Here is a 12,475-nt window from a genome sequence, read left to right as displayed (position 1 = left end):
CTACCGATGCTTCCTTCGCATGATCGCTTTCGCTACTCCGGCATTGTTTCCCGCCCAGATTTCAACTGGCCGCAGAGCCGCCGATTGGCCGTCCACCTGTGCCTGAACCTTGAGCACTTCTCGTACAACACGGGGCTGGGCATCTCGTACTCGCCTGGCCTGCCGCACCCGAACACCTATAACTGGGGCTGGCGCGAATACGGCAACCGGGTCGGCGTGTGGCGCATCATCGAAATGTGTGACGCGCTGGGCATTCCCCTGTCCGTGCTGCTCAATTCCGAGTGCTACGACCATTGCCCGGAGGTCGTTGCAGCGTTGCGCGCACGCGGCGACGAAATACTCGGACACGGCCGTACGAACTCCGAGCATCAGAACGACTTCGACGAAGCCGGAGAGCGCCAGCTCATTCGCGAAGTCACCGAAGCCATCGCGCAACACGAAGGCCGTGCACCGGTCGGCTGGTTGAGCCCCGGCGTCAATCCCAGCAATGTGACCCCTGACCTTCTGCAAGAAGCCGGGTATCGCTATCTGCTCGACTGGCCAATCGACGATCAGCCCGTCTGGATCAACACGCGCGAAGGCCGCATCCTCAGCGTGCCCTACCCGCACGAGGTCAACGATATCCCCGCAATTGCCCTGCATCACAGCAGCGCCGCCGACTTTACCGACATGGTTATCGACAACTTCGACGAGATGCTCTCGCAGAGCGAGCAACAGTCCCTCGTCTTCGGTATCTCAATCCATGCGTTCCTGATCGGGCAACCGTTCCGGCTTCGGCACTTCCGGCGGGCCCTCGAACACATCGTCCGGCATCGCGACCGTATCTGGCTGACGACGACCGGCGCCATTGCCGACCATTTCATCAGTCTCGACATGCCGTGAGGTCGTCGCGACTTGCATTACATCCATACCAACATGAGAGGAGCACATATGCCTAACCTTAACGAGTTACGCGTGGGCATCGCCGGACTCGGCGCTGTCGGCAAAACCTTGGCTGCACGGCTCGACGAAGGGATCTACGGCCTGAAGCTGGCAGCCATCGCGGTACGGGATTCGACCAAAGCGGCCGAGACCCTCCACGCGCTGAAGCATCCGGTGCCCCTGGTCTCGCTCGGCGAACTGGCCGAGCATGCCGATATCGTGATCGAATGTGCCCCCGCGCATCTGGTCGGAGACATCGCCGAGCCGGTGCTGCGCGCCGGTAAAACGCTCATCGTACTGAGTTGCGGCGCCTTGCTCGAACGCATGGATCTGGTCGCCCTCGCGCGTGAGCATGGCGGGCAGATCATCGTGCCCACGGGCGCCCTGCTCGGCCTCGACGCGGTCACTGCCGCAGCCGAAGGCAAGATCCGGTCGGTGCGCATGATCACCCGCAAGCCCGTGCGCGGTCTGGTCGGCGCGCCATTTCTGGTCGATAACAACATCCGGATCGAAGACGTTACCGAGCCCATCCGCATCTTCTCCGGCAATGCACGGGAGGCTGCCAAGGGATTCCCGGCCAATCTGAACGTCGTCGTGGCGTTGGCATTGGCTGGCGTCGGTCCTGACGACACGCATCTGGAGATCTGGGCCGACCCCGCGCTCACCCGCAACACGCACACCATCGAGGTTGACTCCGACTCAGCGTCGTTCTCGATGAGCATTCAGAACATTCCGACCGAGAACCCCAAGACCGGCCGCATCACGGCACAAAGCGTGCTCGCGGCACTGCGCAAGGTCCGCAGCCCGCTGCGCGTGGGCACGTGAGCGCTGGTCAGCCGGTGATCGACATTACGAACAAGGAGCAGGCATGGATTTGGGCATAACAGGCAAGACCGCGCTGGTCATGTCGGGCGGTGGCGGACTGGGCGGTGCCATTGCACTTGCCCTCGCGCGCGAGGGTGCAAAGGTCACGGTGTCGGATCGCAGCGAGGAAGCGCTGGCGCAAACCGTGGAGAAGATCCGCGCAGCAGGCGGGACGGCGAGCGGCTATGTGGCTGATCTGGGACAGATCGATAGTCTGGACAACATGATCGAATCGGTGAAGCGCGATCTGGGCGCCCCCGACATTCTCATCAACAACTCGGGCGGCCCAGCACCCTCCGGCGCGGCCGGTGTGGCCGCGCAAACCTGGCGCTCGCAGTTCGAGGCGATGGTGCTCTCGCTCATGCACCTCACCGACCTCGTTCTGCCCGACATGCGTGCGAAGGGCTGGGGGCGAATTGTGACCAGTACGTCGTCCGGCGTAATCGCGCCGATCGCCAACCTTGGCGTGTCGAACACCCTGCGCGCTGCGCTGCTCGGCTGGTCGAAGACGCTGGCCAACGAAGTCGCGGCGGATGGCGTATGCGTCAACGTGGTGCTGCCCGGACGTATCGGCACCGATCGTATTCGCGCACTCGATGAAGCGCGCGCGACCCGGGAAGCGCGCCCAGTCGATGCGATCGTCAAGCAAAGCATCGCCACCATTCCGGTCGGCCGCTACGGCACGCCGGAAGAATACGCCGACACGGTCGCGTTCCTCGCCAGCGAGCGCGCCTCGTTTATCAATGGATCGATCATTCGCGTCGACGGCGGAATGATTCCCAGCATCTGACAGACGGAAACTCAAGGAGCAAGCAATGAATGACAATCAAAAAATTCGTAGTCCTGAAGAAAAAGAAGAGATTCGCCAGCGCTTTCTGATCGTCGATACGTCGAACGTCGCCGACGTGCTCGACGCCATGGGTCACCTCGATCAGGGCCTGGCAGCGGATTTCGCGCCGTACCCGGCCGACACCGGCAAGCTCGCCGGCTGGGCGTACACGATCCATGGGCACATGATGCCTTACCCGCAGGGCGGAGACGCCGATAAGATGCAGGCCTGTGCCGGCGTGTCGCCCGGCGAGGTCACCGTGTGGAGTGGCGACGGCGAAGGCATCTGCTACTTCGGCGAACTTATCGCCATCGGCATGAAAGAGCGTGGCAGCGTCGGCGCGCTGATCGACGGCGGCATTCGCGACGTGCGCTGGATCGGCGCTCAGGATTACCCGTTGTACGCCCGATATCGCACGCCGGTACAGTCCATCGGGCGATGGAAGGTGGATGGCTGGCAAACCCCCGTCAGCCTGCGTGGCGCCACTTCGCGATGGGTTGAAGTCCGGCCGGGCGACTTCATTCTCGGCGACGAAGACGGCGTCATCGTGGTTCCTTCCACGTTAGTCGACGAAGTGCTGGTCGAAGCCGAACGACTCACGGACAAGGAAAGCCACATTCGCGCCGAATTGCAGCAGGGTCTGAGCCTTGCGGACGCGCTTGCGAAATACGGCCATGTCTGACACTGCCGTCGAAGTCGCGGCCCTGAGTCAGTCGATCGACGGGCTGCGCCACGCCCTGCGGGACGCTCGACTGACGCCGGCCGAAGTCGCCAATGCGTTTGGCGTCAGCGCCCGGCGCGTTGGCGACGCCACGCATTGCTGGGTCGCACAAGGCGGCAGCCCGCCTGCGGGCGCGCTTGCCGGTGACGTCACGAAACCACTCGCGGGCGTGCCGTTCGGGCATAAGGACGTATTCACCGACGGCACGGCCCCGCCGCGTGCCGGATCGCAATTCGACGACTTCTGTACCGATTTGTCTCCGGCTCCGGCGCTCGTGGCGCTGTGGCAAGCCGGTGCAGTGGGGCTGGGCAAGCTGGCCCTCGACGAACTGAGCTACGGCGCCACTGGTCTTCACGCGGCAAACGGGCCGGTACGAAATCCGTGGAACACCGCAATGATCGCCGGCGGGTCGTCGAGCGGCGCAGCGGCGGCTGTCGCGGGGCGCGGCGTTATGTTCGCGCTCGGCGCGGACACGGGCGGGTCGGTGCGAATTCCTGCGGCCCTGTGCGGCGTCGTGGGTCTTAAACCGACGTTTGCGAGCATCGACGCCAGCGGCACCGTGCCGCTATCCCGCTCGCAAGACACTATCGGCGTGATGGCGCGCCTTGCCGACGACTGTGCGCGTGTGTTCTCGGTCATTCGTCGTCCGGTCGGCGCGACGGGAAACGATATCGCTTCGGCCAACGCGGCTACGAAGGCGTTCGTTGCGGCGCTTGCTGCGCTCACCGGCCCCGACAGTCACGACAATCGAACTGCTGCCTGGAATGACAACGAGAGGCACTCGCCCGACAGCGAAGTGCCCCCGTTGCACGGGCGTCGCATCGCGCTCGCGCAGCATCCGTTTTTTGACGTGCATGACGCAGGCCTGTCTGAATGTATGGCCGCAGCGTTGAACGTATTCGAGGCACTCGGTGCCACGCTGCATCCGCTCGCGCTCGACGAGATCGAACATTGCGATGCGTACGCCGCTGCAACCACCTCGTTCGAAGCCCACGCGCTGCACCACGAGCGTTTGCAACACTCACCGGAACGTCTCTCGCCAGCCACCCGCCTGCGGCTGAACTCAGCGGGGCGAGTCGACCCGAGCACCTATGCGCGAGCGATCGAGGCACGCATACCCAGCCTGCAAAGATTCGTCTCGCACGTCTTTGCATCGCACGATCTGTTGATCTGTCCTTCGGTGACCGTGCGGGCACAGCCGATCGCCGCGCTGTCGGATCAGCCTCAGGCTGCCGTGGCGCTCACGACAGCCCTGCTTCGTTCGAACCGCGCCTTCAACTATCTCGGCGTACCGGCGTTGTCTCTACCCATCGGTTTCGACGACACCGGCATGCCCGTGGGACTGCAACTGATCGGTCGCCCCGGATCCGAGTTTGCCTTGTTGCGATATGCCAGTGCCTATCAGCGTGTCACGTCCTGGCACCGGACTGAACCGGGACTGAACGCCAGGTAGCGCGGCAGTCCCGACACATGTAGCAAGTACCCAATAATTCTAATAACGCCGAAGACGATTAGTAGTCCAAATATATCTTTGATGTCACACGTAAGAGTAAAGGGGAAGTGAAATGAAGCGTGCGAAATGGGCATTGGGACTGTTGACGTTGTCGACGGGCCTTTCGTATGGGCAGTCGAATGTGACGCTTTACGGCATTATCGACACCGGGATCAACTACGTGAGCAATAGTGGCGGCAAATCGCAGTGGTCGATGGTCGACGGCACGTTGTCGGGCATCTACGGCAGTCGTTGGGGGCTGACGGGCAGTGACGATCTCGGCGGCGGGCGCTCGGTGGCCTTCAAGCTGGAGAACGGCTTCAACTCGGCGAACGGTCAGCTCTTTCAGGGCGGACGGCAGTTCGGGCGGCAGGCTTATATCGAACTGCGTGACCGCTCGCTCGGCTCGCTCGCGATTGGCCGCCAGTACGACGAGATCGTGGACTTCGTGCAACCGGTCACGTTCAATGGCAACTGGGGGCCGATGTTCGCGCATGCCAGCGACATCGACAACACAAGCGATTCGTACCGTGTGAACAATGCGATCAAATTCACCAGCGTCGACTACGGCGGCCTCTCATTCGGCGCCATGCTCGGGCTATCGAATTCGAATTCGCCCGGCACGGCGACAGTGGGCAACTGGAGCGCCGGCACGCGCTATCGCATCGGCTCACTGTTGATTGCGGCCGGCTATTTGCAAGCGAAACATCCCGCAACGCTGTTCCCCGACGGCAACTTCCAGGCCAACACCAGCGGGGCTGCCATCGGTGCGGCAGGACCATTCAGCTATGTCGGCAATCCGGCATCGTTGCAGGAGTGGGGGCTGGGCGCCACGTGGAATATCGACGCCGTCACACTTGGCGCCAACTACACTCGCACGCTGTTCGGTCAGGCGAACGGTACAACGGCAACGGTGGCGTTCACAAACTACGAAGTCTGGGCGAACTATCACTTCGCGCCCTCCTGGACCGTCGGTGCCGAGTACACCTACACGGCCGGCAGCGTCGGCTACTCGGGGACATCGCCGGGCTATCAGCTCGTCGGCGTCGTGATCGACAAGAAGCTGTCCAAGCGCACCGAGCTGTACGCGATGTCGTCGTTCCAGCGAGCGAACGCCGATGCGGCTCACGCAGACATCTTCGAAGGCGCCATCGCCAGTGCCTCGTCCTCACGCAATCAAGCCGCGCTACGGATAGGCATGGTGCATAAGTTCTGAGGCGCTGGCGCAATTTCCGGTCGATGCCCGTGAGGGCGGGTATCGACCGCATCACTCGCGGGTAGGCGACTAGATCGCCGAGCACGCGCCGACGACCAGATCGCGCATCCACTTGTGCGAAGCGCTGTTGTCGTTGCGGCGATGCCAGTAGATGTCCCACGAGAAAGGTTCCGATGGAAACGGCAACGGCCGGACTGCAATCGTCTCGGACGAGAAGCGTGCCGCCAGCTTGCCGGAGATGACCGCGATCAGATGGCTTTCTTGCAGAATCGGCGGAATCAGCAGCCAGTGCGGGACTTTCGCGACGACTTTTCGTGCAAACCCCTGATCGGCGAGCACATTGTCGATAAAGCGGATGTCCGTCGGGCTCATCGCGACGCGCAGATGTTCGGCTTCCAGAAAGCGCTTCATCGTCAGCTTAGCCTCGGCCAGCGGATGATCCGCGCGCATCACGCACACCATCTGATCCATGAACAGCGGTTGCCGACGGATGTTGGAGGCGTGCTGAAGCTGCATGCTCAGGCCGAAGTCCAGCTCGTCGCTCTCCAGCCCCTTGATGGTGCGCTCCGGCGACATATGCAGGATATCGAGCGTGACCCCGGGTGCCGATTCGGCGATGGCGGCGAGAATCTGAGGCAGCACCAGACATCCCACGAGATCCGACATGCGCGCCGTGAATTCGCGCTGTGTCGTCGCCGGATCGAAGTTCACGTCGCTCGACATCAACCGCTCCGTCTGCCGAAGAATCTGCCGCACCGACTCCCCAAGCTCGATAGCGCGCGGCGTGGGCTCCATCGTGCCGCCGGAGCGAATGAACAGATCGTCGCGGAAGACATGACGAAGCCGTGCCAGTGCATTGCTCATGGCCGGTTGGCTCATCGGAATGCGCAACGCCGCGCGGGTCACATGGCGCTCGCGCATGAGGGCGTCGAAGATCACGAGCAGGTTCAAATCGACAGCGCGCAAATTCATTTCAGATCCTCTCGATCAGGGGTTTTGCTTCATATCCTATATGAATGTTTGGATACTAAAAATCCATTTCATAAATAAATTAGGCCTCGATAGACTGCCCTGAGATTCGTGCAAAAGGAGACTGAAAATGGGCCTGCGTCCGTCCACCGACAACGCCCCGCATGACGATCACGGCCGCGCGACGTATGCGTCGGCACGGCCACTCGATGGCATTCGCATCATCGACCTGACGCGTGTGGTGTCCGGTCCGTTCGCGACCATGCATCTGGGCGATTTGGGCGCCGACGTCATCAAGATCGAAGAACCGGCCCATGGCGACGATAGCCGAGCCTTCGGGCCGCCATTCGTCGAAGGCGAGAGCGCCTATTTCCTGTCGGTCAATCGCAACAAGCGCAGTTGCGCCATCGATCTCAAGCACGAGGCCGGCCGCAAGCTGCTGCTCGATCTCATGGAGACCGCCGATGTCGTCATCGAGAACTTCCGTCCGGGCACGATGCAACGCCTCGGTCTCGATCTCGCGACGCTGCGCCGACGCAACCCGCAACTCATCTACTGCGCCATCTCCGGCTTTGGTTCCCAAGGGCCGGATGCGCAGCGCCCCGGCTACGACCTGATCGTCCAGGGCGAAGCCGGGGTGATGGACATCACCGGTGAGCCCGGTGGCCAGCCGACCAAGGTCGGCACATCCATTGCTGACATGATCGCGGGCCTGTTTGCCGTTCAGGGCATTCTCTCGGCACTTTACGAGCGCGCACAGACCGGCGTGGCACGCTGCGTGGAAATCTCCATGCTCGACGCCCTCGCCTCTTTGCTGACGTTCAACGCCGGCATTTACTTCGCGACGGGGCTGTCTCCCAGCCGCCGGGGCAACGAACATCCGACCATCAGCCCCTACGAGACCTTTCAGGCATCGGACGGCTGGCTCAATCTGGGCGTGGCCAATGACAAGTTCTGGCGTCTGTTCTGCGAAGTCACCGGTGCGAAGGCGCTGTTCGACGACGCGCGTTTCGTCACGGCGCCGCTGCGCGTGAAACATCGTCAGGCGCTCAAGCCGTTGGTGACCGACATTCTCCGTGGCAACACACGAAGCCATTGGGTCGACAAGCTCGGGGCGGCAGGCGTGCCTTGCGGCCTGATCCGCACCGTGGGCGAAGTCTGCGAGGCGCCGCAGCTCACGCAGCGCGGCATGATCGTCTCGATGCCGCATCCCATCGCCGGCGAGGTGAAGAACATTACGTCGCCGGTGCGCCTCGACGACCAGCCGCTGAATCCGGTGCTCGCACCGCCCATGCTCGGGCAGCACACCCGTGAAATTCTCGGCGCGGTGCTCGGGCTGTCTGACGACGCGATCAACGCGTTGCACGCGCAGGGCACGGTGCGCGACCTTCTGACCCCCGCAACTCAGGACTAAATGGACAAGCCAATCGACGAAGCACAGGCACGAGACGCCTTTGAGGCCGCGCTGCGCAGCTATCACCAGGATTTCGACACCTTCTTCCTGCTCAAGCTGTATGGGATGCATGTCACTTACGCCGATCAGACCTGCACCGTCGCCATGACCGTGCGGGACTTCATGTTCAACCCGCAGGGCTCGCTGCACGGCGGTGTGAGCGCGACATTGCTCGACATATCCATGGGACACCTACTCAGGCGAGAGGTCGGCGCGGGCGCCACGCTGGCCATGAACATCCAGTACACGCGCGCGGTTCGCGAAGGGCAGATCACCGCCACCAGCCGTTTCAGCAGCAAGGGACGGCAGATCTGTTTCCTCCAGTCCGACGTCCGCGACGCCGACGGCAAGCTGCTGGCCAGCGCGACGTCGACCTGGAAGGTGCTTTAACGCGCAAATGATGTAGTGATGCCGACGTCAACGTCGAAGGAATGCACTTGCCATGACATCTACCGATTCGCCACGCCCCGCTTCCCTTGGGAATGCCGCGACCCTTGCCACCGCCCAGACGCTTCTGTTTGCGCCCGGCGACCGGCCGGAACGTTTCGAGAAAGCACTGGGGTATGACGCCGACGTCGTCATCATCGACTGGGAAGCCTCGGTCATCGGGGCAAACAAGGCGCAGGCGCGTGAAAACACGGCAGCGTTCATGCGCAACATCGACAGTCGACGCGTTGCCATCCGGCTCAATCCTTCGACCGGCGACGAGTTTGCACACGATCTCGCGGCGCTCACCCGCTTTCACAAGCGTATCGCGGGCGTGTTCCTCACCATGGTCGACAGCGCCGATGACCTGATTGCCGCCGCGAATGCGTTACCGGCGTCGCTGCCTCGGGTCGGCATGATCGAAACGGCGCGCGGCATCCTCAACGTCGAATCGATCATCGACACCGGCAAGCTCTGCCGCGTGGCGTTCGGCAACATGGATTTCCAGACGGCACTGTCGTTGCCCCCGGATCAGGACGTCGGCCTCTTTTATCCAAGCGCACGGATGGTGCTGGCCTCCAGCGCCGCCGGGTTGCCCGCGCCGATTGCCGGCGCCACCGAGAATCTCGCGGATCTGCAAGCCTTCGAGCGGTCAGCCAGGTTCGAACGCAATCTGGGCTTTCTGGGCAAGCTGTGCGTGCATCCAACGCAACTGCCGATTGCACGCACCGTGTTCTCCCCTTCCGCAGACGAAATCGCGTGGGCGCATCGCGTCATCGACGCCACCCAGCGCTCGCATGCCGTCATGATGGATGGTCACATGGTCGATCGCCCGGTCGTAGATCGCGCTAAAGCCATTCTGCGCCGGGCTAGCCACCTATAAACTGCTGTTTCAGACCATCACGTCGGCGAGCGATTTCATGTCGTCGACCCAGATATCCGGCTGATGCGGCGTGCCGCCGAACGGACGCTTGCGACGGTCGATGAAGGCGCTGCGCATGCCCGCCGCCTTCGCCCCCAGACAGTCGAACGCGTGGTTGGCAACGAACAGCACCTCGTCCATACGCACGCCCATGATCTCGGCGGCCTTCGTGTAGGTCGCCACATGCGGCTTGAACGAATTGGCTTCGGCGACCGAGATCACGTTATCGAACGGAATCTGGTGATACTGCTTCGCCGTCTCCAGCATGTCCCGATCCCCGTTGGAGAGCACGACGATCTTGTATTTCGTCTGGAGACGAGCCAGCGCTTCGGGTACATCCGGGAACGGCTTGAGCTTCTCGATGTTGGACACCAGGTACTCGACCTCTTCACGCGTGAAGGAAATCCCCGCACGTTCGAGCGTGTACGACACGGCACGATGACCAATCTCGCGATAGGGCGTGTGCGCCTTGTGCAGCAACGCATCGATCATCGAGTTCTCGAAGTGGGTACGGCGCCACCACGTCACGAACGAGTTCGGGTTACCCGTCCACCCCTTGTCCCGCAGAAACGGCGTCGCAACTTGCGTCAGACCGCCTTGCATATCCACCACCGTGCCGTACTGGTCGAACATCACTACCTTGATGTCCTGCTTCAACTGTTCCACGTCTGCCATGTCATGGCCTCCTGTTGGGTTGGGCGTTGCGAGTTCACCGTGAAGTCGCCACTCAACCAATCTAAACAATCGCAATTTATTTATGAAATGGATTGTTATCATCACACCATTGATATGGTGAATAATTAGTCGTCACCGTACATCTGATCGCGGGTCGGCTCCTTGATGAAGACCAGACCGATGACGCCAGAGATCGCCGCCACGACGACCGGGTACCAAAGACCGAAGTAGATGTCGCCGCGTTGTGCGACGAGTGCGAAGCACACGGTCGGCAAAAGACCGCCGAAATAGCCGTTGCCGATGTGATACGGCAGCGACATCGCCGAGTAGCGAATGCGTGTCGGGAACATTTCGACGAGGATGGCGGCGATCGGGCCCAGCGTCATGGCCCCGTACGCCATCAGCACGATCAGCAGGACCAGAATCATGGGTTCGTTGACGGCCTCGGGGTCCGCATTCGTCGGGTATCCGGCGAGCGAGAGCGCCTGCCCGGTCGCCGCCCGGAACGCTTGCTCGGTGGCTTTGGCCTGCGCGGGCGGCAGCCCGTGCAACGACGGCGCCGCGATTTCCATCGTCCCCACTCTGACGACGGTCTTCGCACCCGCCGGGGCGGAGATCGTCGCGTAACTCGCCGAGTTGGCGGACAACACACGTCTGGCGACGTCACAAGCGTTATCGAACGACGCGGTGCCTGTCGGGTTGAACTGGAACGAGCAGTCCGCCGGATCGCTCACGATGACCACGGGCGACGTCTGCTGGGCGCGAGCAAGCGCGGGGTTGGCGAAGTGCGTGAGTCCCTGGAAGATCGGAAAGAGTGTTGCAGCGGCCAGAAACAGGCCACAGAGGATCACCGGCTTGCGGCCGATGCGATCCGATAGCCTGCCGAAGACGATGTACAGCGGCGAACTGATCACCAGCGCCAGCCCCACGAGCAGATTGGTCGTACCGGTATCGAGCTTGAGCGTCTGCGTGAGAAAGAACATCGCGTAGAACAGCGCGGTAAACCACACGACGGCTTGCCCCGCGAGAAGGCCGAATAGCGCTTGGAGCACCAGTTTGAGATTGCGCCACTCACCGAACGCTTCAGTCAGCGGCGCGCGGGATGTGCGTCCTTCGGCCTTGATTTTCTGGAACGCTGGCGACTCGCGCATCGACACGCGCACATAGACGGAGACAGCCAGCAGCACGCCCGAGAGCAGGAACGGAATGCGCCAGCCCCAGACGTCGAACGACTTTCCCGTCAACGCCCGCACGGCGATGATGACGACCAGCGACAGCAGCAATCCGAGCGTCGACGTCGTCTGAATCCACGCCGTCCAGCCGCCGCGCCTGTCGCTGGGTGCGTGCTCGGCCACGTACGTCGCCGCCGCGCCGTACTCGCCGCCAAGCGCCAGACCTTGCAACATGCGCAGCAGCACCAGAATGACGGGGGCCGCCACGCCCAGCGTCTGATAGCCGGGCAGTACGCCGACCAGCAGCGTGGAACACCCCATGATGACGATCGTGAGCAAGAACGTGTGTTTGCGCCCGACCAGATCGCCCAGCCGCCCGAAGATCAGCGCGCCGATCGGCCGGACGATGAAACCCGCCGCAAACGTCAGCAGCGCAAATACGAAGGCCGCCGTGTGATTCAGGCTACTGAAGAACTGCGTGGCAATGATGGCAGCCAGTGCGCCGTATAAAAAGAAGTCGTACCACTCGAACACCGCGCCCAGAGACGCGGCGAATATGATCTTTCTCTCGTCGGCATCGATCGCGCCCGGCGACGACGAGGCTATCTCGTTGTGCATCATGTCTCATCCATCTCCTCGTTACGCCGACGAGGGTGCCGGCGCTTCATCGGCTCCGACGCATCGACGCGCGTGCGGACGCCTGTCCAACCACGATATGTCGCGCGACTTTATTTTCAAAATCGATAAGATGTATCGAAGTATTCGCTTGACGAATGATCGTTGAATCACGGCATGCGCAAGCCATCGACCGCATG

Annotated in this window: 12 protein-coding genes; 9 read left to right on the top strand and 3 right to left on the bottom strand. The window is 62.2% G+C overall.

What is annotated here, in order from left to right:
- The first annotated feature begins 6 nt into the window (after window positions 1–6).
- From C5N93_RS16215 to C5N93_RS16190, 6 genes are all read left to right on the top strand, one after another.
- Window positions 7–882: a polysaccharide deacetylase family protein gene (locus tag C5N93_RS16215; RefSeq protein ID WP_242560091.1), complete on the top strand. Its 876-nt coding sequence runs from the start codon at window positions 7–9 to the stop codon at window positions 880–882.
- 48 nt (window positions 883–930) lie between these two features.
- Complete coding sequence (locus C5N93_RS16210; RefSeq protein WP_242560090.1) at window positions 931–1,746, top strand: aspartate dehydrogenase; 816 nt, start codon at window positions 931–933, stop codon at window positions 1,744–1,746.
- Window positions 1,747–1,789: 43 nt separating this feature from the next.
- A complete protein-coding gene (locus C5N93_RS16205) occupies window positions 1,790–2,575 on the top strand; it encodes an SDR family oxidoreductase (protein ID WP_242560089.1) in 786 nt (261 codons plus the stop codon).
- A gap of 25 nt (window positions 2,576–2,600) precedes the next feature.
- Window positions 2,601–3,296 (top strand): RraA family protein, encoded by a 696-nt coding sequence (locus tag C5N93_RS16200; RefSeq protein WP_242560088.1) that lies wholly within the window; start codon window positions 2,601–2,603, stop codon window positions 3,294–3,296.
- Window positions 3,289–4,788 carry an amidase gene (locus C5N93_RS16195; RefSeq protein WP_242560087.1) on the top strand — a complete coding sequence of 500 codons (1,500 nt, stop codon included), beginning with the start codon at window positions 3,289–3,291 and terminating at the stop codon, window positions 4,786–4,788. The genes C5N93_RS16200 and C5N93_RS16195 overlap by 8 nt, the downstream gene beginning before the upstream one ends.
- Before the next feature lie 112 nt (window positions 4,789–4,900).
- A complete protein-coding gene (locus C5N93_RS16190) occupies window positions 4,901–6,043 on the top strand; it encodes a porin (protein ID WP_242560086.1) in 1,143 nt (380 codons plus the stop codon).
- Between the two features lie 69 nt (window positions 6,044–6,112).
- On the opposite strand, the gene C5N93_RS16185 is transcribed toward C5N93_RS16190, so the two are convergent.
- Complete coding sequence (locus C5N93_RS16185; RefSeq protein WP_242560085.1) at window positions 6,113–7,015, bottom strand: LysR family transcriptional regulator; 903 nt, start codon at window positions 7,013–7,015, stop codon at window positions 6,113–6,115.
- Window positions 7,016–7,142: 127 nt separating this feature from the next.
- Here C5N93_RS16185 and C5N93_RS16180 point away from each other — a divergent pair, with 127 nt between their 5' ends.
- Genes C5N93_RS16180 through C5N93_RS16170 form a run of 3 tightly spaced genes read left to right on the top strand, consistent with a single transcriptional unit; the run spans window position 7,143 to window position 9,774 of the window.
- Window positions 7,143–8,426 (top strand): CoA transferase, encoded by a 1,284-nt coding sequence (locus tag C5N93_RS16180; protein WP_242560084.1) that lies wholly within the window; start codon window positions 7,143–7,145, stop codon window positions 8,424–8,426.
- The gene (locus tag C5N93_RS16175; RefSeq protein WP_242560083.1) at window positions 8,427–8,855 is read left to right on the top strand and encodes a PaaI family thioesterase; all 429 of its coding nucleotides are present in this window, start codon (window positions 8,427–8,429) and stop codon (window positions 8,853–8,855) included.
- A gap of 52 nt (window positions 8,856–8,907) precedes the next feature.
- Window positions 8,908–9,774, top strand: a complete 867-nt coding sequence (locus C5N93_RS16170) for a CoA ester lyase (RefSeq protein ID WP_242560082.1) — start codon at window positions 8,908–8,910, stop codon at window positions 9,772–9,774.
- A 9-nt stretch (window positions 9,775–9,783) separates the two neighbouring features.
- Here the strand turns inward: C5N93_RS16170 and C5N93_RS16165 are convergent, their stop codons facing one another.
- On the bottom strand, window positions 9,784–10,488 hold the full coding sequence (locus tag C5N93_RS16165; protein ID WP_069344136.1) for a haloacid dehalogenase type II: 705 nt from the start codon (window positions 10,486–10,488) through the stop codon (window positions 9,784–9,786).
- 125 nt (window positions 10,489–10,613) lie between these two features.
- Window positions 10,614–12,278, bottom strand: coding sequence for an MFS transporter (locus tag C5N93_RS16160; RefSeq protein ID WP_242560430.1), 1,665 nt, complete (start codon window positions 12,276–12,278; stop codon window positions 10,614–10,616).
- Window positions 12,279–12,475 lie beyond the last annotated feature (197 nt).

This window comes from Pandoraea sp. LA3, assembly GCF_022696215.1.
Classification (GTDB): domain Bacteria; phylum Pseudomonadota; class Gammaproteobacteria; order Burkholderiales; family Burkholderiaceae; genus Pandoraea; species Pandoraea capi.
Note: the sequence above shows the minus strand (reverse complement) of the source record. Positions and strands in the feature narration are given on the sequence as shown.

What these genes read in the sequence shown, in the direction of transcription:
- C5N93_RS16215 (WP_242560091.1), top strand. Translation starts at nt 7, where the DNA reads ATGCTTCCTTCGCATGATCGCTTTCGCTACTCCGGCATTGTTTCCCGC.
- C5N93_RS16210 (WP_242560090.1), top strand. Translation starts at nt 931, where the DNA reads ATGCCTAACCTTAACGAGTTACGCGTGGGCATCGCCGGACTCGGCGCT.
- C5N93_RS16205 (WP_242560089.1), top strand. Translation starts at nt 1,790, where the DNA reads ATGGATTTGGGCATAACAGGCAAGACCGCGCTGGTCATGTCGGGCGGT.
- C5N93_RS16200 (WP_242560088.1), top strand. Translation starts at nt 2,601, where the DNA reads ATGAATGACAATCAAAAAATTCGTAGTCCTGAAGAAAAAGAAGAGATT.
- C5N93_RS16195 (WP_242560087.1), top strand. Translation starts at nt 3,289, where the DNA reads ATGTCTGACACTGCCGTCGAAGTCGCGGCCCTGAGTCAGTCGATCGAC.
- C5N93_RS16190 (WP_242560086.1), top strand. Translation starts at nt 4,901, where the DNA reads ATGAAGCGTGCGAAATGGGCATTGGGACTGTTGACGTTGTCGACGGGC.
- C5N93_RS16185 (WP_242560085.1), bottom strand. Translation starts at nt 7,015, where the DNA reads ATGAATTTGCGCGCTGTCGATTTGAACCTGCTCGTGATCTTCGACGCC.
- C5N93_RS16180 (WP_242560084.1), top strand. Translation starts at nt 7,143, where the DNA reads ATGGGCCTGCGTCCGTCCACCGACAACGCCCCGCATGACGATCACGGC.
- C5N93_RS16175 (WP_242560083.1), top strand. Translation starts at nt 8,427, where the DNA reads ATGGACAAGCCAATCGACGAAGCACAGGCACGAGACGCCTTTGAGGCC.
- C5N93_RS16170 (WP_242560082.1), top strand. Translation starts at nt 8,908, where the DNA reads ATGACATCTACCGATTCGCCACGCCCCGCTTCCCTTGGGAATGCCGCG.
- C5N93_RS16165 (WP_069344136.1), bottom strand. Translation starts at nt 10,488, where the DNA reads ATGGCAGACGTGGAACAGTTGAAGCAGGACATCAAGGTAGTGATGTTC.
- C5N93_RS16160 (WP_242560430.1), bottom strand. Translation starts at nt 12,278, where the DNA reads ATGCACAACGAGATAGCCTCGTCGTCGCCGGGCGCGATCGATGCCGAC.